The sequence below is a fragment of the Streptomyces sp. NPDC053542 genome (assembly GCF_044544685.1).
Lineage (GTDB): Bacteria > Actinomycetota > Actinomycetes > Streptomycetales > Streptomycetaceae > Streptomyces.
On record NZ_JBITXL010000004.1, the window covers coordinates 34,534 to 55,571 of the forward strand.

The following is a 21,038-nucleotide window of genomic DNA, read 5'->3' on the forward strand; positions in this document are numbered from 1 at the left end:
CTCAGGAGTGGGGCGCCCCGGTGTTTCGTCTGCGGGCCGTATCGCGGCCTGGCGGCCGCTCGTCCTCAATCGCCGGACGGGCTTGTCCTACGGCAGCGCGAGCATCCGTTCGAGGGCGAGCTTCGCGAAGTCCTCGGTCTCCTTGTCGACCTCGATCCGGTTGACGACCTTGCCGTCCGCCAGGGACTCCAGGGCCCAGACCAGGTGCGGCAGGTCGATGCGGTTCATCGTCGAGCAGAAGCAGACCGTCTTGTCGAGGAAGACGATCTCCTTGCCCTCCGGAGCGAAACGGTTCGCCAGGCGGCGGACCAGGTTCAGCTCCGTACCGATCGCCCACTTCGATCCGGCCGGCGCCGCCTCCAGCGCCTTGATGATGTACTCCGTCGAGCCGACGTAGTCCGCCGCCGCCACGACCTCGTGCTTGCACTCCGGGTGCACCAGCACGTTCACGCCCGGTATCCGGGCCCGAACGTCCTCGACCGACTCCAGCGAGAAGCGGCCGTGCACCGAGCAGTGGCCGCGCCACAGGATCATCTTCGCGGCGCGCAGCTGCTCGACGGTGAGCCCGCCGTTCGGCTTGTGCGGGTTGTAGACCACGCAGTCGTCCAGGGACATGCCCATGTCGCGGACGGCGGTGTTGCGGCCCAGGTGCTGGTCCGGCAGGAAGAGCACCTTCTCGCCCTGCTCGAACGCCCAGTCCAGCGCCCGCTTGGCGTTGGACGACGTGCAGATCGTGCCGCCGTGCTTGCCGGTGAACGCCTTGATGTCCGCGGAGGAGTTCATGTACGAAACGGGCACGACCTGCTCGGCGATGCCCGCCTCGGTCAGCACGTCCCAGCACTCCGCGACCTGCTCGGCGCTGGCCATGTCGGCCATCGAGCAGCCGGCCGCCAGGTCCGGGAGGACGACCTTCTGGTCGTCGCCCGTGAGGATGTCCGCGGACTCGGCCATGAAGTGCACGCCGCAGAAGACGATGTACTCCGCGTCCGGGCGGGCCGCGGCGTCCCGCGCGAGCTTGAAGGAGTCGCCGGTGACGTCGGCGAACTCGATCACCTCGTCGCGCTGGTAGTGGTGCCCGAGGACGAAGACCTTGTCCCCGAGCTTCGCCTTCGCGGCGCGGGCGCGCTCGACGAGGTCGGGGTCGGAGGGGGCGGGCAGGTCGCCGGGGCACTCGACGCCGCGCTCGCTCTTCGGGTCGGCCTCGCGGCCGAGGAGCAGCAGCGCGAGCGGCGTGGGCTGCACGTCGAGGTCCTGACGGGGCTGGGCGGTGGTCACGACACGCACCCTCTCTTCGTAATCGATCAGTGCGGCAGTGCCGCTCCAGTGGAGCCGGTGCTGGCACCGGGGTAACTTTTCGTCGATATGACGCTATCTATCATAGCCGCTTCACGTCAGTTTGACGATGGGCATTGTGTCGATGTGACGCATTACCCGGCCGGCCGTGTGCCGACAGCCACTGACCTCACGGGTGGGGTGTGCGAGCATGAGGAGAGGCGGAGAATTCCGCCAGAACTTCGAGCCCGCCCGGAATGAATCCGGGGCCCCGTCGGTTAGTGCCGAGGGCAAGGGGTCCGTACAACCCGGGAGAGATGTAGATGAGCGTTCAGGACGAGACCACCGTCAGCGACGGCATCATCCTGTCCGACGCGGCCGCGTCGAAGGTCAAGAGCCTGCTGGAGCAGGAAGGCCGGGACGACCTCGCGCTGCGGGTGGCCGTTCAGCCCGGTGGCTGCTCCGGCCTGCGCTACCAGCTCTTCTTCGACGAGCGCTCGCTCGACGGCGACGTCGTGAAGGACTTCGACGGCGTGAAGGTCGTCACCGACCGGATGAGCGCCCCGTACCTGGGTGGTGCCTCCATCGACTTCGTCGACACCATCGAGAAGCAGGGCTTCACGATCGACAACCCCAACGCCACCGGCTCCTGCGCCTGCGGCGACTCCTTCAGCTGAGCCGACGGCCTCCGGCACACGGAGACGGGCTCCGGCACACGGAGACACAGACGAAGGCGGCGTTCCCGGAAGGGAACGCCGCCTTCGTCATGACCGCCCAGCGGCGGCTCCGGCCCGCCGTTACTTCGTCTGCGGCACCGTCTCGCCACTGGAGGCGTCGATGACCTCCCGCCCGTCCAGCGGGGAATCCAGCGTCACCGTCTCGGTGAACTGCTTGGCGACCTTGATGCAGACCCCGCCCGGCTTCTTCTCCTTGCCGGTGACCTGCGCGGTCACGGCCGTCCCCGACTGGTCGGCGCTCGCGGTGTAGTCGCTGCACACCCCGCCCCAGAAGTGCAGCGTCAGCTTCTTGCCGCCGTCCGCCACCGAGTACGAGTCCAGGCCCATCGCGCCCTTCTTGCCCTGCTTGCCGCCCTGCGGCGGGTGCGCGGGCCGCTGCGTCGCGGCGTCCCCGGCGTCCCGGTCCACCACGTACTTCGGGTCGACGGCCGGGTGCGCGACCGTGGTGCGGGCGTCCTTGCCGCTGGTCGAACCGGGCTGCCGCACCTCGTACATCCAGGACGGCACCAGCGCCTGGCTGCCGTTCACGAACTGCACCGACAGGCCGAACCGGGCACCGGTCACCTCGGCGGGCGCGGGCTTCCCGGGCGCCGGCTCGCACGGCGCGACACCCTTGCCGTCCGCCTTGCCGCCGCCCTTTCCGTCCTTGTCCGGCAGCGGCGTGGCGCACTCGGCGTCCTTGCCCTTGCCCTCGGCCGAGCCGGAGCCGGCCGCCCCGCCGTTCAGGTGCGCGAGCGTCTTCTCCGCGCTCAGCACGGGATACGTGTCGCCCTTGACCGGCCGCGCGAGCTGGCCGCTGCCGCCGACCACCTGGCCGTCCGCGCCGACCTGAAGGTCGCTCTGCCAGCCGTACGTCGGCAGGCCGCCGATCACCGGGTTCGCGGAGACGATGCGCACCGCGCCGGACAGCCCGCCGGCGTTCAGCTTGGCGTCCTGCTGGCCCAGCGCCGCGAGCACCGGCTTCACCGCCTGCTTCGCCTTCTCCGGGGAGACCGCGCCCTTGCCGCTGCCGTCGTCCTCGGTCGTGGCGTCCCGGCCGCGGTACGAGGGGCAGCCGGGCCCGTCGGAGGAGTGCCCGGTCCGCTCGTCCGCCGCCTTGCCCTTGGGCGTCGCGGGCAGCGCGCAGTTCACCCCGCCCGGCGTGCCGTACTGCGCGAACGTCCACGAGCCGGTGCCGGCCTTGGCCACCTGCAGTACCGGCCCGCGGGAGTCCTTGTCCTGGCCGCCGACCTTCCAGGAACCGCCCTCGGAGCGGACCTGGCCGGACACGTCCAGCGCCTTGGCCAGCCGGGCCACCGCGTCCTTGCCGATCGGGCCCTGCGGCCGGTAGACGGGCGCGTCGCCCGGGCCGTCCGGCAGCTCGCCGACGGCGCGGTACCCCGCGCCCTGCGGGTTCGGCTCGCCCGGCGCGATCCCGTTGTGGGGCTGGGACTGGGACTGGCCGTACCCCTCCAGCGCCAGCGGGGGAGGATCGGCCGCCGCGCCCGCGCCCCCTTCGCCGTCCTGGCCGGAAGCGCCCGACGCCCAGTACGCCGCGCCGCCGCCGGCCAGCAGCACGGCCGCGGCCATCGAGGCGACCACCAGCGGCCTGCGCCCGCGCCGCCCCTGGGCGGTGGGGTTCTGGGTGGGGTTCCCGCTGCCGTCGGCAGGGGGAGTGTCCTCGGTGCTCACCGCATCGCTCCTTCGGCTCCGCTGAACAACTGATGCGCCATCCTCCGTGAGGGGGACGCCGATTGGACGGAGCAGGGCCGCGGGCGGTTCCGCCCGCGGCCCGTGGAAGAGCGGTGGAGGATCGTATCGCCGTACTCAGTCGCCGTACTCGGACATCCCTTCCAGCAGTTTCGCAGAGGCGGGAGGCACCGTGATCCCCCGCAGCTCGGCCGCCGGGCGCAGCGCATCGGCCGGGGGGCCGTCCGGCTTCCAGTGCGGCGCCATGCGGGCGCAGTCGCCGCGCAGTTGCTCCATCGAGTCGTGCTCGCCGCCGTCCGGGCGACGGCCGGCGGGGTGAGCTGCTGTGACACGCTTCACATGCTGGGTCATACGCGCACCGTACGCACCCTTCGCCCCGGGGAAGAAGACCTACTATCGGGTAGTTTCGCCAGGTCGGAAGGGTGGTCCCGAACGGGTAGCGTTGGGTCACGTCCGTCACCGCCCCCCGCCTCCCCGCAGGAGCGAATCGCCGTGCGTATCGCAGTCACCGGCTCCATCGCCACCGACCATCTGATGACCTTCCCCGGACGCTTCGCCGACCAGCTGGTCGCCGACCAGCTCCACACGGTCTCCCTCTCCTTCCTCGTCGACCAGCTGGACGTGCGGCGCGGTGGCGTCGCCGCGAACATCTGCTTCGGCATGGGCCAGCTCGGCACCGAGCCGATCCTGGTCGGCGCCGCCGGCAACGACTTCGGTGAGTACCGCGCCTGGCTGGACCGGCACGGCGTGGACACCGCCTCCGTACGGATCTCCGAGGTGCTGCACACCGCCCGCTTCGTGTGCACCACCGACGCCGACCACAACCAGATCGGCTCCTTCTACACCGGCGCCATGAGCGAGGCCCGCCTCATCGAGCTGCAGCACGTCGCCGAGCGCGTGGGCGGCCTGGACCTGGTCCTGATCGGTGCCGACGACCCGGAGGCGATGATCCGGCACACCGAGGAGTGCCGCTCCCGCTCCATCCCCTTCGCGGCCGACTTCTCGCAGCAGATCGCCCGCATGGACGGCGAGGACATCCGCACCCTCATGGACGGCGCGGCCTACCTCTTCTCCAACGAGTACGAGAAGGGCCTCATCGAGTCCAAGACCGGCTGGACCGACGAGGAGATCCTCGGCAAGGTCGGCACCCGCGTCACCACCCTCGGGGCCAGCGGCGTCCGCATCGAGCGCACGGGCGAGCCCGCCATCGAGGTCGGCGTGCCCGAGGAGAACGCCAAGGCCGACCCGACCGGCGTCGGCGACGCCTTCCGCGCCGGCTTCCTCTCCGGCCTCGCCTGGGGCGTCTCCCTGGAGCGCGCCGCGCAGGTCGGCTGCATGCTGGCCACCCTCGTCATCGAGACGGTCGGCACCCAGGAGTACGAGCTGCGCCGCAGCCACTTCCTGGACCGCTTCACCAAGGCGTACGGCCACGAGGCGGCCGCCGAGATCCAGCAGTACCTGAACTGAGCCGCTCCGGTCGGGTACGGCAGTACCTGAACCGAGCCGCTCGGCTCAGGCGCGGCGCCGCACCACGTACGCGGCGCCGCGCTCCGGGGGCTCCGGGGCCTCCCCCAGGTACTCCTGGCCCTGTGTCCAGCACCACGCCGGGATGTCCAGCGCCGCCACCTCGTCGTCGGACAGCACCGTCACCGTGCCGCCGACCGGGACCTCCGTGATCGCCTTCGCCAGCTCGATCACCGGGACCGGGCAGCGGGCGCCGAGCGCGTCCACGACGAGCTCGCCGGAGGTGCCCTCGGGCGCGTGCGCGGGCCGCTCCGTGGGCGCGCCCAGCTGTTCCCGTACGGCGGCGACCGCGCCCGGGAGCACCTCCAGGAAGCGGTCCACGTCGGCGGCGGAGGTCCCGGCCGGCAGCGACACCCGGACGTTGCCCTCCGAGAGCACGCCCATCGCCTTCAGGACATGGCTGGGGGTGAGCGTGCTGGACGTGCACGAGGAGCCGGAGGAGACGGAGAACCCCGCCCGGTCCAGGGCGTGCAGCAGCGTCTCCCCGTCGACATAGAGACACGAGAAGGTCACCAGGTGCGGCAGCCGCCGCTCCGGGTCGCCGACCACCGCCACGTCCGGCACCAGCTCCGGCACCCGGGACCGGATCCGGTCCACCAGACCGCGCAGCCGGGCCGCCTCGGCCACCGCCTCCGCCCGGACCGCGCGCAGCGACGCGGCGGCGGCCACCACCGCCGGGATGTTCTCGAAGCCGGGGGCGCGCCCCGACTCGCGCTCGTCGGCCGGTCCCTGGGGCGCGAAGCGGGTGCCCTTGCGCACCGCCAGCAGCCCCACCCCGGCCGGGCCGCCCCACTTGTGCGCGCTGCCCGCCAGCAGCGACCAGGGGCCCGGCACCGGCCCCCAGGCGAGCGACTGGGCGGCGTCCACCAGCAGCGGCACCTCCGCCGCGCGGCACGCCTCCGCCGCCTCGGCCACCGGCTGTTCGGTGCCCACCTCGTGGTTGGCGGACTGGAGGGCGGCCAGCGCGGTGCCGGGGGTGAGCGCGACGGCGAACTCCGCCGGGTCGACCCGGCCGGTACGGTCGCAGCCCACCACCGCCACGCTGCCGCCCGCGGCCTCGTGCGTCTCCGCCGCGTGCAGCACGGCGGAGTGCTCGACGGCGGAGTGGACCAGCCGGCTGCCGACACGCCGGCGGCCGGCCAGCGCGCCCGCCACGCCGGTGTGCAGCGCGCGGGTGCCCGACGGGGTGAAGACCAGTTCGTCGGGGCGGCAGCCGACCGCCTCCGCCGCGGCCTCGCGCGCGGCGTCCAGCAACAGCCGGGCGCGCCGCCCCTCCTTGTACAGCCGGGCCGGATCGGCCCAGCCCTCGTCGAGCGCGGCGTGCAGCGCCTCGCGGGCGACGGGGTGCAGGGGAGCGGAGGACGCGGCATCGAAGTAAGGCACGGTCGAAACGCTAACGCGTGCGGACCCGCGGGACGGGCGCGGCGTCGGGCGCCGGGAGGACGGCGGGAGGACTCCGGGAGGGCGCCGGAACGAAACGGCCGGGCGCGGCGTCAGATGCCGGGAGGAAGCGGGGAATCCGGAGGCCACGGGGGCCCAGTGGGAGCGGATGGCCACCCCTTCGGGGGGTGACGCGCCGCGTTGGGCACCCTCCCCGCGCGACGCCAAATAGCGTCCAGTAGGGTTTGGTCCGCATAAACATCCAAACCCCTGCCCGTGACGGGCCGGCGACCGACCAGCTGAGACGGCCGCAGCCGGTTTTCTGCGGGCGAGACTCTCGGGAAGGCGCTACGTGAGTCCCAACGGCTCCGACCGCTCGTCGCGGCGCCCGATGCGGCGGAAGCTGCCGCAGGTGCTGGCTGCGGGCCTGGTCCTGGCGACCGCGACCGGTTGCACATACAAGGACTTCCCCCGCCTCGGCATGCCAACGCCCGTCACGGACGAGGCGCCGCGGATCCTCTCCCTTTGGCAGGGCTCCTGGGCCGCCGCCCTCGCAACGGGCGTGCTGGTGTGGGGCCTGATCATCTGGAGCTGGATCTTCCACCGCCGCAGCCGGACCAAGGTGGAGGTCCCCGCACAGACCCGGTACAACATGCCGATCGAGGCGTTGTACACCATCGTCCCGTTCATCATCATCGCGGTGCTGTTCTACTTCACCGCGCGCGATGAGAACGAGCTTCTCAAGACTTCCAAGAAGCCGGACCACGTCGTGAACGTGGTGGGCTTCCAGTGGAGCTGGGCGTTCAATTACATGGAGGACGTCGACGGCGACAAGTCGAACTCGGCGGTCAACTCCAAGGAACTCTCCGCGATCCCGGACAAGTGGAAGAAGTCGGCTCCCGCGGGTGCCGAGGGCGTCTACGACCAGGGCACGCCGGGCGAGCGGAACCCGCAGAACGGCAACCCCGGCCCCACGCTGTGGCTGCCCAAGGGCGAGACCGTCCAGTTCATCCTGACCTCGCGCGATGTCATCCACTCCTTCTGGGTGGTGCCGTTCCTGATGAAGCAGGACGTCATCCCGGGTCACACCAATGTCTTCGAGGTGACTCCGAACAAGGAGGGCACCTTCATGGGCAAGTGCGCCGAGCTCTGCGGCGTCGACCACTCCCGGATGCTCTTCAACGTCAAGGTCGTGTCTCCTGAGCGGTATCAGGAGCACCTGAAGGACCTGGCGAAGAAGGGCCAGAACGGTTACCTGCCGGCCGGTATCGAGCAGACCGACCACGCCAGGAACGCGGAGACCAAGAACAAGTGAGCATCCTCAACGATCCTCAGGGTGCCGCCGCCGCATCGGCTCCGGCAGCACCGCCCGTACGCAGGAAGCAACCCGGCAACGTCGTGGTGAAGTGGCTGACGACCACCGACCACAAGACGATCGGCACGCTCTATCTGGTGACCTCGTTCGCCTTCTTCTGCATCGGCGGCCTGATGGCGCTCTTCATGCGCGCCGAGCTGGCCCGTCCGGGCACGCAGATCATGTCGAACGAACAGTTCAACCAGGCGTTCACGATGCACGGCACGATCATGCTGCTGATGTTCGCGACGCCGCTGTTCGCCGGCTTCGCGAACTGGATCATGCCGCTGCAGATCGGCGCGCCCGACGTGGCGTTCCCGCGGCTGAACATGTTCGCCTACTGGCTGTACCTCTTCGGTTCGCTGATCGCGGTGGCCGGTTTCCTCACCCCGCAGGGTGCGGCCGACTTCGGCTGGTTCGCCTACTCCCCGCTGTCGGACGCGGTCCGCTCGCCGGGCGTCGGCGCCGACATGTGGATCATGGGTCTGGCCTTCTCCGGCTTCGGCACGATCCTCGGTTCGGTCAACTTCATCACCACGATCATCTGCATGCGCGCGCCCGGCATGACGATGTTCCGCATGCCGATCTTCACCTGGAACGTCCTGCTGACCGGTGTGCTGGTCCTGCTGGCCTTCCCGGTGCTGGCCGCCGCGCTGTTCGCCCTGGAGGCGGACCGTAAGTTCGGTGCGCATGTGTTCGATGCGGCAAATGGTGGCGCACTGCTCTGGCAGCACCTCTTCTGGTTCTTCGGCCACCCAGAGGTGTACATCATCGCGCTGCCATTCTTCGGCATCATTTCCGAGGTCATTCCGGTCTTCTCGCGCAAGCCGATGTTCGGTTACATCGGTCTGATTGCGGCGACCATTTCGATCGCGGGTCTGTCGGTGACCGTGTGGGCGCACCACATGTACGTCACGGGCGGCGTATTGCTGCCGTTCTTCTCCTTCATGACGTTCCTCATCGCGGTTCCGACCGGTGTGAAGTTCTTCAACTGGATCGGCACGATGTGGAAGGGCTCGCTGTCCTTCGAGACCCCGATGCTGTGGGCGGTCGGCTTCCTGATCACCTTCACCTTCGGCGGTCTGACCGGCGTCATCCTGGCCTCGCCGCCGCTGGACTTCCACATCTCCGACTCGTACTTCGTCGTGGCGCACTTCCACTACGTCGTCTTCGGTACGGTCGTCTTCGCGATGTTCGCCGGCTTCCACTTCTGGTGGCCGAAGTTCACCGGCAAGATGCTGGACGAGCGGCTGGGCAAGATCACGTTCTGGACGCTGTTCATCGGCTTCCACGGCACCTTCCTGGTCCAGCACTGGCTGGGCGCCGAGGGCATGCCCCGTCGTTACGCCGACTACCTGGCGGCCGACGGCTTCACCGCCCTGAACACGATCTCGACCATCAGCTCCTTCCTGCTGGGCCTGTCGATCCTGCCGTTCATGTACAACGTCTGGAAGACCGCCAAGTACGGCAAGAAGGTCGAGGTCGACGACCCGTGGGGCTTCGGCCGCTCGCTGGAGTGGGCGACCTCCTGCCCGCCGCCGCGGCACAACTTCCTCACCCTGCCGCGTATTCGCTCCGAATCCCCGGCGTTCGACCTGCACCACCCTGAGATCGCCGCGCTCGACGTGCTCGAGAACGACGGTCAGCAGGACGCGGCGCTCACGGGCGGCACGAAGGAGGCCGGCAAGTGAAGATCCAGGGCAAGATGTTCATCTGGCTCTCCGTCTTCGTCCTCGCCATGGCGATCGTCTACGGCGTCTGGTCGAAGGAGCCGGCGGGCACCACCGCGCTGTTCCTGGCGTTCGGCCTGTGCATCATGATCGGCTACTACCTGGCCTTCACGGCCCGGCGGGTCGACGCGGGCGCGCAGGACCGCAAGGACGCGGACGTCGCGGACGACGCCGGCGAGGTGGGCTTCTTCAGCCCGCACAGCTGGCAGCCGCTCTCGCTGGGCATCGGCGGTGCGTTCGCCTTCATGGGCGTCATCTTCGGCTGGTGGCTGCTGTACTTCTCCGCTCCGATCATCCTCGTCGGCCTGTTCGGCTGGGTGTTTGAGTACTACCGGGGCGAGAACCGCACGCAGTAAGCGCGGCTTCGAACGGACGGGTCGGGCCCGGTCACTCCTTGGAGTGGCCGGGCCCGACCCATTTGCAGTCCTTGAACGCGCCGTACCGGCGTGCCTCTTCGTATTTTGGGCCTATGAGCCATATGCCACGATCCCGGACGGTGCTCAGCTCAGCCTTCCTGCTGCTGCCCCTGGCGGCGGGGGTCACCGGGTGCGGCGGGGCCACCTCGGATCCGCTCGCAGCCCAGCCCTACGACGCGGCCGGCCAGATCGCGGCCAACGCCCCGGCGGGCGAGCGGAAGGCCGACCCCGACCGGCCACTGGAAGTCACCACCACGGGCGACGAGGCGCGGATCACGGACGTCACCGCGACGGACACCGCGGGGCGCCACATCCGCGGCCGGCTGACCGCCGACGGCACCCGCTGGCGCAGCACCGTGCCGCTCGCCGCCGGCACCCGCTACACCGTGCGGGTCAGCACCGAGGACAGCGACGGCAAGCCGGGCCGCAAGGTACTGCGGATGGCCACGGAGGGCGGCGGTGACCGGCGGCTGCGGGTCACCTTCGGGCCCGACAGCGGCACGTACGGCGTCGGCCAGCCGCTCACCGCGGAGCTCAGCCGCCCGGTGCACGGCGCGCGCGCCAAGGCCCTCGTGGAGGGCGCCCTGAAGGTCGACAGCAGCCCGCGCGTGGTGGGCTCCTGGCACTGGGTCGACGACCGGACGCTGCACTACCGCCCGCGCTCCTACTGGCCCGCGCACGCCTCCGTGGAGGCGTACAGCAACCTGCAGGGCCTGAAGGTCGCCAAGGGCCTGTACGGCGGACCCGGCAAGCCCGTGCGCATCCGTACCGGCGACCGGGTCGTGGCGGTCACCGACGCCGCCGCGCACCGGATGACGGTCCGGCGCAACGGCAAGGTGATCAAAACCCTGCCCGTCACCACCGGCAAGGCCGGCTTCGAGACCCGCAACGGCATCAAGACCGTGCTGGGCAAGGAGCCGTTCGTCCGGATGCGCAGCACCACCGTGGGCATCGCGCGGGGCAGTTCGGAGGCGTACGACCTGCCGGTCCACTGGGCCACGCGGGTCACGTGGAGCGGCGAGTACGTGCACGCGGCGCCCTGGTCCGTGGGTTCGCAGGGCGCGGCCAACGTCAGCCACGGCTGTACCGGCATGTCGACCGGCGACGCGCACTGGTTCTTCGACCACGTACGGGTCGGCGACGTCGTCCAGGTGGTCAACAGCAAGGGCGACAGGATGGCGCCGTTCGACAACGGGTTCGGCGACTGGAACCTGTCCTGGGACAAGTGGCGCGCCGGCAGCTCCCTGGGCGGCGGCGTGAGCGGCGCCGGGAGCGACGAGGAGGCCGCCGCGCCCGCCGACGCTGCCCGACTGCGCCCGCGGGTCTGAGCGGCTCGCAGAACGGCACACAGCGCCCCGTCCGGGCCATTCGCCCGGACGCGGGCGCTGTACATGCTCAAGCCGCGCCGCGCGGCACCGCTCAGGTCTGCGCGAGCAGGCGGCGGCGCAGCAGCCCCGCCAGCGCGTCGGCGAACGCCACCGGGTCGACCGGGTGGGTCACCGCGGCGTCCGCCCGGCTCCAGGTCGCGAGCCAGGAGTCCTGCGGGCGGCCCATCAGCAGCAGCACCGGCGGGCAGTTGAAGATCTCGTCCTTGATCTGCCGGCACACGCCCATGCCGCCCGCCGGAGCGGTCTCGCCGTCCAGCACACAGACGTCGATACCGCCCTGTTCCAGGGCCGTGAGGACAGCCGGGAGTGTCGCGCACTCCACAATCTCCACCTGCGGCACATCGGCGGCGGGTCGCCGGCCGGCCGCGAGGCGCACCTGCTCGCGGGTGCCCGCATCATCGCTGTAGACCAGCACCGTGGCAGTCGCCTGCATCGTTCCTCCACGCTTTTGGGGAGCACCGTCGACGGGAGCACCACTGGGGCCGGTCCCGTTCAGCGGATGCTACTGCCCGGAAGGGCAAGTGCAGGAGTGTTCGTACGGATCAAAGGTGCGCCCGACGGCCCGTCAGGACTGGTCGGAGCGGGGGCACCCAGGTTGCGCGGAAGGCGTGCTTCCCCCCTTCGGGGGAAGCCGGTGCCGGCCCGTATGGGCAGCGCACACCCCCTTGACACACCGAACGGCACCCCCCGGAGTGAGCGCAAGATAAGCGACCGACATAATGTCGGTCGTGGCGACAGCAACAGCAGTAGAAACCGGGCACGCGCACCCGTCGGTCAATCGGCCGAACCTCACCAGCGTCGGAACCATCATCTGGCTGAGTTCCGAGCTGATGTTCTTCGCGGCCCTCTTCGCGATGTACTTCACCCTCCGATCGGTGACCGGAGCTGATTACTGGAAGGAATCCGCCGATGCGCTGAATCTTCCGTTCTCCGCGACGAACACCACGATCCTGGTGCTCAGCTCCCTGACGTGCCAGCTCGGTGTTTTTGCGGCCGAGCGCGGCGATGTCAAGAAGCTCCGGGCCTGGTTCGTGGTCACCTTCATCATGGGTGCGATCTTCATCGGCGGTCAGGTCTTCGAGTACACGGAGCTGGTCAAGCACGAGGGCCTCTCGCTCTCGTCCGGACCGTACGGCTCGGTGTTCTACCTGACCACCGGCTTCCACGGACTGCACGTGACAGGCGGCCTGATCGCCTTCCTGCTGGTCCTGGGCAGGACGTACGCGGCCAAGAGGTTCACCCACGAACAGGCCACCGCGGCCATCGTCGTGTCCTACTACTGGCACTTCGTCGATGTCGTCTGGATCGGCCTCTTCGCCACGATCTACCTGATCAAGTAGGTAGTCCGGTCCCGACCGGACCCGCAGTTCAGACAGACACAGACCAGAAGCATCGACGCAGAAGATCCTGACACCGGGGTAATCCGTGAAAAAGCTCTCCGCACGACGGCGCCATCCGCTGGCGGCGCTCGTCGTCCTACTCTTCGCGCTGGCGGTCACTGGGGGGCTGTACGCCGCGTTCGCGCCGGCGGACAAGGCTCAGGCCGATGACACCGCCCAGTCTCTTGCCATCAAGGAGGGCAAGAAGCTCTTCGCCGTGGGCTGCGCCAGCTGCCACGGCACCGGCGGTCAGGGCACCTCCGACGGCCCGAGCCTGGTCGGCGTGGGCGCTGCCGCCGTCGACTTCCAGGTCGGCACCGGCCGTATGCCGGCGCAGCAGCCCGGTGCCCAGGTGCCGCGGAAGAAGAACATCTACAGCCAGGCCGAGATCGACCAGCTGGCGGCGTACGTCGCGTCGCTCGGCGCCGGTCCCTCCGTGCCCGGCAAGGAGCAGTACAGCAAGGACGGAGCGGACATCGCCAAGGGCGGTGAGCTGTTCCGTACGAACTGCGCGCAGTGCCACAACTTCACCGGTAAGGGCGGCGCCCTGACCAACGGAAAGTTCGCACCGGCGCTCGACGGGGTCGACCCGAAGCACATCTACGAGGCCATGGAGACCGGCCCGCAGAACATGCCTTCGTTCGGTGACGGCTCCCTCTCGCAGTCCAACAAGAAGGACATCGTCGCTTACCTCGGTGAGGTCAACGGCGACAAGACCGCGAGCCCGGGCGGTATGGAGCTCGGTGGTCTCGGCCCGGTCAGTGAGGGCCTCTTCGGTTACATCTTCGGCCTGGGCGCACTGGTCGCGGTCGCCATCTGGGTCGCAGCCCGGACAGCGAAGGCCAAGAAGTCATGAGTGAGACTGGACGACACGCAGACGTGCCAGAAGAAACCCTGCCCAGTGGGCGCGACGGCGCCCACGGTGACGTGGCGACGAAGGAGAACCCCTTCGCCGACCCGGGCCTGCCCCCCCACGAGCACCGCATCCAGGACATCGACGAGAGGGCGGCCAAGCGCTCCGAGCGCACCGTGGCCCTGTTCTTCGTCGTGTCCATGCTCGCGACGATCGGCTTCATCGCCTCGTACGTGATCTTCCCGATCGACAAGATCATCTACGTCTGGCCGCTCGGCCACATCAGCGCGCTGAACTTCGCGCTGGGCCTGACGCTCGGCGTGGCGCTGTTCTGCATCGGCGCCGGCGCGGTCCACTGGGCCCGCACGCTGATGTCCGACGTCGAGGTGGCCCAGGAGCGGCACCCGATCGAGGCCGAGCCCGAGGTCAAGGCCAAGGTCATGGCCGACTTCCGGGAAGGCGCCGCGGAGTCCGGCATGGGCCGCCGCAAGCTGATCCGCAACACCATGTTCGGCGCGCTGGCCCTGGTGCCGCTGTCCGGTGTGGTGCTGCTGCGCGACCTCGGTCCGCTGCCGGAGAAGAAGCTCCGCACCACGGGCTGGAAGAAGGGCATCCGCCTGGTCAACCAGTCCACCAACCTCCCGCTTCGTCCCGAGGACATCGCGGTGGGCTCGCTCACCTTCGCCAAGCCCGAGGGCCTGGAGGAGGACGACCACGAGTTCCACTCGAAGATCGCCAAGGACGCCCTGATGCTCGTGCGGATCCAGCCGCAGAACATCAAGGACAAGCAGGAACTTGAGTGGTCGCACGAGGGCATCGTGGCGTACTCGAAGATCTGCACCCACGTCGGTTGCCCGATCTCCCTGTACGAGCAGCAGACGCACCACGTGCTCTGCCCCTGCCACCAGTCCACCTTCGACCTTTCCGACGGTGGCCGCGTGATCTTCGGCCCGGCCGGGCACGCCCTGCCGCAGCTGCACATCACGGTGAAGGACGGCTACCTCGAAGCCGTCAGCGACTTCGCGGAGCCCGTCGGCCCGAGCTTCTGGGAGCGCGGATGAGTAACGAGACGAGCGCGACCAACGCGCGCCGCGGCCAGGCGCCGCGGGGCGAGCGGATCGCCGACTGGGCGGACGGCCGGCTGGGCATCTACAGCCTCGCCAAGTCCAACATGCGCAAGATCTTCCCGGACCACTGGTCCTTCATGCTCGGTGAGATCTGCCTCTACAGCTTCATCATCATCATCCTGACCGGCGTCTACCTGACGCTGTTCTTCCACCCGAGCATGGCCGAGGTCGTCTACCACGGCTCCTACGTGCCCATGCACGGCATCCGGATGACGCAGGCGTTCGAGTCGACGCTGGACATCAGCTTCGACGTCCGCGGCGGCCTGCTGATCCGGCAGATCCACCACTGGGCCGCGCTGGTGTTCCTCGCCGGCATGATGGTCCACATGATGCGGGTGTTCTTCACCGGCGCCTTCCGCAAGCCGCGCGAGGTCAACTGGCTGTTCGGCTTCCTGCTGTTCGTCCTGGGCATGTTCACCGGCTTCACCGGTTACTCGCTCCCGGACGACCTGCTCTCCGGCACCGGTGTCCGCTTCATCGAGGGTGTCATCCTGGCGATGCCGCTGGTCGGCTCGTACCTGCAGATGTTCATCTTCGGCGGGGAGTTCCCCGGCCACGACATCATTCCGCGGTTCTTCACGGTGCACGTCCTGCTGCTGCCGGGCATCATGCTCGGCCTGCTGGTGGCGCACCTGATCCTGGTCTTCTACCACAAGCACACGCAGTTCCCGGGTGCCGGCAAGACCGAGAAGAACGTGGTCGGCATGCCGCTGCTGCCGGTCTACATGGCCAAGGCCGGAGGCTTCTTCTTCCTGGTCTTCGGTGTGATCTCGGTGATCGCCGCGATCGCGAGCATCAACCCGGTGTGGGCCATCGGCCCGTACCGTCCGGACCAGGTGTCCACCGGCGCCCAGCCCGACTGGTACATGGGCTTCGCCGAGGGCCTGATCCGTGTCATGCCCGGCTGGGAGTGGAACATCGCGGGCCACTACACCGTGAACTTCGGTGTGCTGATCCCGATCGTGGTCTTCCCGCTGGTCCTGGCGGCCATCGCGGTCTACCCGTTCATCGAGTCCTGGGTCACCGGCGACAAGCGTGAGCACCACCTGCTGGACCGCCCGCGCAACGCCCCGACCCGTACCGCCTTCGGTGTGGCCTGGCTCTTCGCCTACCTGGTCATGCTCGTCGGTGGTGGTAACGACCTGTGGGCCACGCACTTCCACCTGTCGATCAACTCGATCAGCTGGTTCGTCCGGATCGCGTTCTTCGTGGGCCCGGTGCTGTCCTTCATCATCACCAAGCGGATCTGCCTGGGTCTGCAGCGGCGCGACCGCGACAAGGTGCTGCACGGACGCGAGTCCGGCATCATCAAGCGGCTGCCGCACGGTGAGTTCATCGAGGTGCACGAGCCGCTCACGCAGGAGCAGCTGCACGCCCTCACCGCTCACGAGCAGCCCAAGCCGCTCGAGCTCGGCCCCGAGGTCGACGAGAACGGCGTCCGGCGCAAGATCAAGCGCTCGGAGAAGCTGCGCGCCAAGCTCTCCAAGAGCTTCTACGGCGAGGACAACGTCATTCCGAAGCCGACGGTGGAGGAGTACGAGGAGATCACCAGCGGCCACGGCCACCACTGATCTCCACGGGGGAGCGGTACCGACACCGTGAACCCGAGCACGTAGCACAGAACGCCACCCAGAGGGCCCTGTCCGAGCACCGGACGGGGCCCTCCGGCGTATCCGCGGGCCCGATAGGCTCGCTGTGAAGATTTTTGACTCACCCAGGAGCGTGGACCATGAACGTTGTGACCCCGGATGGCGGCGGCAGCGTGGCGGCCCGCACCTGGCCGGGCGTGCTGAACGCCCTCCTCGAAGGCCGTGACCTCTCCGCCGACTCCACCGAGTGGGCGATGGACCGGATCATGCGCGGCGAGGCCAGCGACGCGCAGATCGCCGGCTTCGCGGTGGCGCTGCGCGCCAAGGGCGAGACGGTCGCGGAGATCTCCGGGCTGGTCCGCGCGATGTACGAGCACGCCAACCTCATCGAGGTGCCGGGCCGCAGCGTGGACATCGTCGGCACCGGCGGCGACGGCGCCAAGACCGTCAACATCTCCACCATGTCCTCGATCGTGGTGGCCGGCACGGGCACGAAGGTCGTCAAGCACGGCAACCGCGCCGCGTCCTCCGCCAGCGGCGCCTCCGACGTCCTGGAGAAGCTCGGCGTCAATCTGGACCTGACGCCGCGCCGGGTCGTGGAGGTCGCCGAGGAGGCCGGCATCACCTTCTGCTTCGCGGTGAAGTTCCACCCCTCGCTGCGGCACGTCGCGCCGGCCCGCAGCCAGCTGGGCATCCGCACGACCTTCAACGTGCTCGGCCCGCTCACCAACCCGGCCAAGGTCGCGGCGCAGGCCACCGGCGTCGCCGACGCCCGGATGGCGCCCATCCTGGCCGGCGTGCTCGCCGAGCGCGGCTCCTCCGCGCTGGTCTTCCGCGGCGACGACGGCCTGGACGAGCTGACGACCACGGCCACCTCCACGGTGTGGGTGGTCCGGGACGGCACCGTGCGCGAGGTGCCCTTCGACCCGCGCGACGTCGGCATCGAGCTGGTGCCGGTGGAGGCGCTGCGCGGCGCGGACGCCTCGTACAACGCGGACGTCGCACGGCGACTGCTCGCCGGGGAGACGGGCCCCGTACGGGACGCCGTACTGCTGAACTCGGCGGCGGCCCTGGTGGCCCTGGACCCGACGGACGCCCCGCTGAACGAGCAGATCGCGGCGGGGATGGCGAGGGCGGCGGAGTCGATCGACTCCGGGGCCGCACAGCGTGTACTGGAGCGGTGGGTGGCGGCGTCGAACGCGTAGTTCCGTTTCGCCCGATTTCGACGCAAGGCCCGTCCGCATGCCGGACGGGCCTTGCGTGTTCTTGATCGTGTGGCATGATTCTCGGCAGGTCACGAGTGACAGCGATGAGGCCCCGGCTTGCTGTCCGGCAACCCTCCGTCCGTGGCGGGGTGCCCCGGGTGATGACCAGGCCGCAGGCAGCAAGGCCAGCGGCAAGCGCGGATCCCTCGCCAGGGATCCTGGTTATCGAGGGAGCTCTTCCGTGATGCAGCGAATGCGCTAGGGCCGGTCGGCCCCTTTTTCCCCACACCCCGCCTGTGGCGCCCCTCTGTACGAGTCGTACGAGGTTTCCGTCCGCGCCCGCGGGTTCTTCCACGCTCCGTGCGTGTCATTCGCCTACTCCGTACGTCTCGTACGGTTTTACGCCTCCGGGAGACTTCGCCATGTCCGTGCGCCCTGAAACCGTCACCGCCCTCGCCGCCGACACCGCCGACGCCGACCCCGCCTGCGCCGCCGCCGCGCCGCTCCCCGTCCTCGGCAGCGACGTGCGCGTCCCGCTCGTCACCGGCGGCGAGGTCACCTACGCCGCGCTGGACTACGCCGCCAGCGCCCCCGCCCTGCAGCGGGTGTGGGACGACGTGGCCGCGTACGCGCCGTACTACGGCAGCGTGCACCGCGGCGCCGGGTACCTCTCCCAGCTCTCCACCGACCTCTTCGAGAACAGCCGGCAGACGGTCGCCGAGTTCCTCGGCTGCCGCGCCGCCGACCAGGTCGTCTTCACGCGCTCGACGACCGACTCGCTCAACCTCCTGGCCGCCGTGCTCCCCGCGCGCACCCGGGTGTTCGTCTTCGAGACCGAGCACCACGCGTCGCTGCTGCCCTGGGAGCAGCGCGCGGACGTCGAGGTGACGTACCTGAACGCCCCGCGGACCCCGCAGCAGGCGGTGGACACGCTGGAGAAGGCGCTCGCCGAGCGCGAGCCCTACGGCCCGGCGCTGGTGTGCGTGACCGGCGCGTCGAACGTGACCGGTGAGCTCTGGCCGGTGCGGGAGCTGGCCGCCGCGGCGCACGCGCACGGCGCGCGCATCGTGCTGGACGCCGCGCAGCTGGCTCCGCACCACCCGGTGGACATCGCCGAGCTGGACGTGGACTGGGTGGCCTTCTCCGGCCACAAGCTGTACGCGCCCTTCGGGTCCGGCGTACTGGCCGGGCGCGCCGACTGGCTGCAGGACGCCGAGCCGTACCTGGCCGGCGGCGGTGCCAGCCGGACGGTCGCGCGGCGCGAGGACGGGGGAGTGGCGGTCGAGTGGCACACCACCGCCGCCCGCCACGAGGCCGGTTCGCCCAACGTCATCGGCGTGTACTCGATCGCCTCCGCGTGCAAGGCGCTGACCGAGGCCGGGTTCGACAACCTGGTCGCGCGGGAGCAGCAGCTGATCGCGAAGGTGCGGGCCGGGCTCGCCGAGGTGCCCGAGGTGAAGGTGCTGTCGCTCTTCGGCGACGACGCGCCGCGGGTGGGCGTGCTGTCCTTCGTCGTGGACGGCTGGAACAGCTCGCACTTCGCGGCCGCGCTCTCCGCGGAGTACGGCATCGGCGTACGGGACGGGCTGTTCTGCGCCCACCCGCTCGTGCGGACGCTGCTGGGCAGCGACCCGCAGGACCCGGGCGAGTGCGGTGCGCCCGAAGGGGCGCCGGGTGAGCGGTCGCTGAACGCCATCCGGGTGAGCTTTGGGGCGGGGACGCCCGACGAGCACGTGGAGCGGTTCGTCACGGCCGTGAAGGAGCTCGTGCGGTCCGGGGCGAAGTGGTCCTACCGGACCGAGGACGGGCGGTGCGTGCCCGACCGCGGCTGAGCCGCGGGCATTACCGGCCGGTGGGGGTCCTGCTGGGGGACCGCTGCCGGCCGGTGGCCGTTCGCCTTCAGACTTGTCCTCAATCGCCGGACGGGCTTGATTGCTACGCGTCCAAGCCGATCGCGAAGGCCGCCTCCAGGTCGTGCTGGGAGTACGTGCGGAACGCGATGTGGGTCTCGGTGGCGGCTACGCCGGGGACCTTGCTGATGCGGCCGGGGATGACGTCGGCCAGCTCGTCGTGCTCGGCCACCCGGACCATCGCGATCAGGTCGTGCGCGCCGGTGACCGAGTAGACCTCGCTGACGCCGTCGAGGGCCGCGATCTTCTCGGCGATCTCCGGGATCTGGTCCACGCTGGTCTTGATGAGCACGATCGAAGTGATCACGGTTGGCTCTCTCCCTCGGTCGGCCGTTCTGTGGGCTCCACCCTACCGGGGAGCCCCGGTGCGGCCTGCGGTGGAGCGGCCGGGACGTGGTAGCGGACCCAGGCGTACAGGAACCCCAGCACGAAGCCGACGACGTGGGCGAGGTAGGCGACGCCGGGGCCGTTGACCGCGCGCTGCGCCGCCAGCCACTGCAGGACGAACCAGAAGAGCAGCACCGCCCAGGCGGGGAAGCGCAGCGGCAGGAAGAAGAGGAACGGGAAGAGGCTGGTCACCCGCGCGCGGGGAAAGAGGTAGAGGAAGGCGCCGAGCACGCCGGAGATCGATCCGGACGCGCCGACCAGGGTCTGACCCGACTCGGCGTGCGCCGCCGCGTAGCCCATCAGGGCCACGTAGCCGGTCAGGACGTAGAAGACCGCGAAGTGCAGCCGGCCCATCCTGGCCTCGGCCATGCCCCCGAAGACGTAGAGGAAGAGCATGTTGCCCAGCAGGTGCAGCCAGCTGCCGTGCACGAAGAGCGCGGTGAGCGGGGTGAGCAGGGCCTTGGGATCGCCGCTCCACAGATCGCGGGGGATGACGCCCCAACGGGCGAAGTACGCGCTCTGCGCCTGCAGGAGCGATTCGCCCGTGCCGTGTATCCCGTTCAGCCCCGAGGCCGGGCCGATGACGAACACCACGCAGCAGATGCCGATGAGGATGTTGGTCATACGAGAGAACACGGTCCGCGGGGACGGGATCGAGGCCGACATGAAGTGATCATGCCGTAATAGCCACAAAGGGGACAGAGTGCCTCGCCGTGTTCCAGCAGCCGGGCGCGGACGGGACCCGGCGTCCACCAGGCCGTAGGGTTACGGGCAGTACTTTCCGTACCTCCGCAGTTCGACGGCGCACCGCGAGAGACCGCACAACCGCACCACGCTTGACGAAAGAGGACGACACAATGGCTGTTCCCCTGCCGACGGCCGAAACCCGGTGGCGCTGCACCTTGTGCGGCAACCTCACGCGTTTCGACGTGACCCGCCAGTCCAAGGTGGTGGAGTACGTCCACCTCGACCTGGCCGGTGAGCCCAAGGTCGAGGAGCGCGAGGTGCTCAGTGAGAGCATCGAGTCCGTCCGCTGCCGCTGGTGCAACGCGGTCGACCAGATCGAGCTGGTGGACCGCCCCGGCGCGGACGCCTGAG

The 21,038-nt window shown here is 69.7% G+C and carries 20 protein-coding genes and 1 riboswitch; of the genes, 13 read left to right on the forward strand and 7 right to left on the reverse strand.

The window, feature by feature from the left end:
• Nucleotides 1-87: 87 nt before the first annotated feature.
• Nucleotides 88-1,284 (reverse strand): quinolinate synthase NadA, encoded by a 1,197-nt coding sequence (gene nadA, locus ACIGXO_RS11840; RefSeq protein ID WP_031056742.1) that lies wholly within the window; start codon nucleotides 1,282-1,284, stop codon nucleotides 88-90.
• 311 nt (nucleotides 1,285-1,595) lie between these two features.
• On the opposite strand from nadA, the gene erpA reads away from it, so the two are divergent.
• Complete coding sequence (erpA, locus tag ACIGXO_RS11845) at nucleotides 1,596-1,949, forward strand: iron-sulfur cluster insertion protein ErpA (protein ID WP_006606077.1); 354 nt, start codon at nucleotides 1,596-1,598, stop codon at nucleotides 1,947-1,949.
• Nucleotides 1,950-2,069: 120 nt separating this feature from the next.
• Here erpA and ACIGXO_RS11850 read toward each other — a convergent pair whose 3' ends face one another.
• Together ACIGXO_RS11850 and ACIGXO_RS11855 are read right to left on the reverse strand one after the other, a co-directional pair.
• Entirely contained in the window at nucleotides 2,070-3,680 is a 1,611-nt protein-coding gene (locus ACIGXO_RS11850; RefSeq protein WP_399784005.1) for a hypothetical protein, read from the reverse strand.
• Between the two features lie 135 nt (nucleotides 3,681-3,815).
• Complete coding sequence (locus tag ACIGXO_RS11855; RefSeq protein WP_399784008.1) at nucleotides 3,816-4,049, reverse strand: hypothetical protein; 234 nt, start codon at nucleotides 4,047-4,049, stop codon at nucleotides 3,816-3,818.
• A 141-nt stretch (nucleotides 4,050-4,190) separates the two neighbouring features.
• Between ACIGXO_RS11855 and ACIGXO_RS11860 the strand changes: the two genes are divergently transcribed.
• The gene (locus tag ACIGXO_RS11860; protein WP_399784011.1) at nucleotides 4,191-5,165 is read left to right on the forward strand and encodes a carbohydrate kinase family protein; all 975 of its coding nucleotides are present in this window, start codon (nucleotides 4,191-4,193) and stop codon (nucleotides 5,163-5,165) included.
• A gap of 45 nt (nucleotides 5,166-5,210) precedes the next feature.
• Here the strand turns inward: ACIGXO_RS11860 and ACIGXO_RS11865 are convergent, their stop codons facing one another.
• Complete coding sequence (locus ACIGXO_RS11865) at nucleotides 5,211-6,605, reverse strand: cysteine desulfurase/sulfurtransferase TusA family protein (protein ID WP_399784014.1); 1,395 nt, start codon at nucleotides 6,603-6,605, stop codon at nucleotides 5,211-5,213.
• A gap of 349 nt (nucleotides 6,606-6,954) precedes the next feature.
• Here ACIGXO_RS11865 and coxB point away from each other — a divergent pair, with 349 nt between their 5' ends.
• The 4 genes from coxB (at nucleotide 6,955) to ACIGXO_RS11885 (ending at nucleotide 11,430) form a co-directional block, all read left to right on the forward strand.
• Nucleotides 6,955-7,917, forward strand: coding sequence for a cytochrome c oxidase subunit II (gene coxB, locus ACIGXO_RS11870; RefSeq protein ID WP_399784016.1), 963 nt, complete (start codon nucleotides 6,955-6,957; stop codon nucleotides 7,915-7,917).
• The gene (gene ctaD, locus ACIGXO_RS11875; RefSeq protein ID WP_399784018.1) at nucleotides 7,914-9,647 is read left to right on the forward strand and encodes a cytochrome c oxidase subunit I; all 1,734 of its coding nucleotides are present in this window, start codon (nucleotides 7,914-7,916) and stop codon (nucleotides 9,645-9,647) included. Before coxB ends, ctaD begins: the two co-directional genes overlap by 4 nt.
• Complete coding sequence (locus tag ACIGXO_RS11880) at nucleotides 9,644-10,042, forward strand: cytochrome c oxidase subunit 4 (RefSeq protein ID WP_399784021.1); 399 nt, start codon at nucleotides 9,644-9,646, stop codon at nucleotides 10,040-10,042. Before ctaD ends, ACIGXO_RS11880 begins: the two co-directional genes overlap by 4 nt.
• Before the next feature lie 140 nt (nucleotides 10,043-10,182).
• Nucleotides 10,183-11,430 (forward strand): Ig-like domain-containing protein, encoded by a 1,248-nt coding sequence (locus ACIGXO_RS11885; protein ID WP_399784024.1) that lies wholly within the window; start codon nucleotides 10,183-10,185, stop codon nucleotides 11,428-11,430.
• Between the two features lie 91 nt (nucleotides 11,431-11,521).
• Here the strand turns inward: ACIGXO_RS11885 and ACIGXO_RS11890 are convergent, their stop codons facing one another.
• Nucleotides 11,522-11,923: a hypothetical protein gene (locus ACIGXO_RS11890; protein WP_030256714.1), complete on the reverse strand. Its 402-nt coding sequence runs from the start codon at nucleotides 11,921-11,923 to the stop codon at nucleotides 11,522-11,524.
• A gap of 286 nt (nucleotides 11,924-12,209) precedes the next feature.
• On the opposite strand from ACIGXO_RS11890, the gene ACIGXO_RS11895 reads away from it, so the two are divergent.
• From ACIGXO_RS11895 to ACIGXO_RS11920, 6 genes are all read left to right on the forward strand, one after another.
• On the forward strand, nucleotides 12,210-12,830 hold the full coding sequence (locus ACIGXO_RS11895; protein ID WP_031056764.1) for a heme-copper oxidase subunit III: 621 nt from the start codon (nucleotides 12,210-12,212) through the stop codon (nucleotides 12,828-12,830).
• 85 nt (nucleotides 12,831-12,915) lie between these two features.
• Nucleotides 12,916-13,725, forward strand: coding sequence for a c-type cytochrome (locus ACIGXO_RS11900; RefSeq protein ID WP_399784028.1), 810 nt, complete (start codon nucleotides 12,916-12,918; stop codon nucleotides 13,723-13,725).
• On the forward strand, nucleotides 13,722-14,783 hold the full coding sequence (locus ACIGXO_RS11905; RefSeq protein ID WP_399784031.1) for a Rieske 2Fe-2S domain-containing protein: 1,062 nt from the start codon (nucleotides 13,722-13,724) through the stop codon (nucleotides 14,781-14,783). Before ACIGXO_RS11900 ends, ACIGXO_RS11905 begins: the two co-directional genes overlap by 4 nt.
• Nucleotides 14,780-16,420, forward strand: coding sequence for a cytochrome bc complex cytochrome b subunit (locus ACIGXO_RS11910; RefSeq protein ID WP_399784034.1), 1,641 nt, complete (start codon nucleotides 14,780-14,782; stop codon nucleotides 16,418-16,420). Before ACIGXO_RS11905 ends, ACIGXO_RS11910 begins: the two co-directional genes overlap by 4 nt.
• Nucleotides 16,421-16,578: 158 nt before the next feature.
• A complete protein-coding gene (gene trpD, locus ACIGXO_RS11915; RefSeq protein ID WP_399784037.1) occupies nucleotides 16,579-17,643 on the forward strand; it encodes an anthranilate phosphoribosyltransferase in 1,065 nt (354 codons plus the stop codon).
• A gap of 87 nt (nucleotides 17,644-17,730) precedes the next feature.
• Nucleotides 17,731-17,847: riboswitch (SAM riboswitch) on the forward strand.
• Nucleotides 17,848-18,065: 218 nt separating this feature from the next.
• Nucleotides 18,066-19,475: an aminotransferase class V-fold PLP-dependent enzyme gene (locus tag ACIGXO_RS11920; protein WP_399784040.1), complete on the forward strand. Its 1,410-nt coding sequence runs from the start codon at nucleotides 18,066-18,068 to the stop codon at nucleotides 19,473-19,475.
• Between the two features lie 103 nt (nucleotides 19,476-19,578).
• Here ACIGXO_RS11920 and ACIGXO_RS11925 read toward each other — a convergent pair whose 3' ends face one another.
• Together ACIGXO_RS11925 and ACIGXO_RS11930 are read right to left on the reverse strand one after the other, a co-directional pair.
• A complete protein-coding gene (locus ACIGXO_RS11925) occupies nucleotides 19,579-19,860 on the reverse strand; it encodes an Lrp/AsnC family transcriptional regulator (RefSeq protein ID WP_031056779.1) in 282 nt (93 codons plus the stop codon).
• Nucleotides 19,857-20,564: a rhomboid family intramembrane serine protease gene (locus ACIGXO_RS11930; RefSeq protein WP_399784043.1), complete on the reverse strand. Its 708-nt coding sequence runs from the start codon at nucleotides 20,562-20,564 to the stop codon at nucleotides 19,857-19,859. Before ACIGXO_RS11930 ends, ACIGXO_RS11925 begins: the two co-directional genes overlap by 4 nt.
• A gap of 233 nt (nucleotides 20,565-20,797) precedes the next feature.
• Between ACIGXO_RS11930 and ACIGXO_RS11935 the strand changes: the two genes are divergently transcribed.
• Nucleotides 20,798-21,037, forward strand: a complete 240-nt coding sequence (locus ACIGXO_RS11935) for a hypothetical protein (protein ID WP_030256686.1) — start codon at nucleotides 20,798-20,800, stop codon at nucleotides 21,035-21,037.
• Nucleotide 21,038 lies beyond the last annotated feature (1 nt).

Bases quoted from the DNA above. Each gene is read 5' to 3' on its own strand.
- erpA (WP_006606077.1), top strand. From the start codon at position 1,596: ATGAGCGTTCAGGACGAGACCACCGTCAGCGACGGCATCATCCTGTCC.
- ACIGXO_RS11855 (WP_399784008.1), bottom strand. From the start codon at position 4,049: ATGACCCAGCATGTGAAGCGTGTCACAGCAGCTCACCCCGCCGGCCGT.
- ACIGXO_RS11890 (WP_030256714.1), bottom strand. From the start codon at position 11,923: ATGCAGGCGACTGCCACGGTGCTGGTCTACAGCGATGATGCGGGCACC.
- ACIGXO_RS11895 (WP_031056764.1), top strand. From the start codon at position 12,210: ATGTCGGTCGTGGCGACAGCAACAGCAGTAGAAACCGGGCACGCGCAC.
- ACIGXO_RS11905 (WP_399784031.1), top strand. From the start codon at position 13,722: ATGAGTGAGACTGGACGACACGCAGACGTGCCAGAAGAAACCCTGCCC.
- ACIGXO_RS11910 (WP_399784034.1), top strand. From the start codon at position 14,780: ATGAGTAACGAGACGAGCGCGACCAACGCGCGCCGCGGCCAGGCGCCG.
- trpD (WP_399784037.1), top strand. From the start codon at position 16,579: ATGAACGTTGTGACCCCGGATGGCGGCGGCAGCGTGGCGGCCCGCACC.
- ACIGXO_RS11920 (WP_399784040.1), top strand. From the start codon at position 18,066: ATGTCCGTGCGCCCTGAAACCGTCACCGCCCTCGCCGCCGACACCGCC.
- ACIGXO_RS11930 (WP_399784043.1), bottom strand. From the start codon at position 20,564: ATGACCAACATCCTCATCGGCATCTGCTGCGTGGTGTTCGTCATCGGC.
- ACIGXO_RS11935 (WP_030256686.1), top strand. From the start codon at position 20,798: ATGGCTGTTCCCCTGCCGACGGCCGAAACCCGGTGGCGCTGCACCTTG.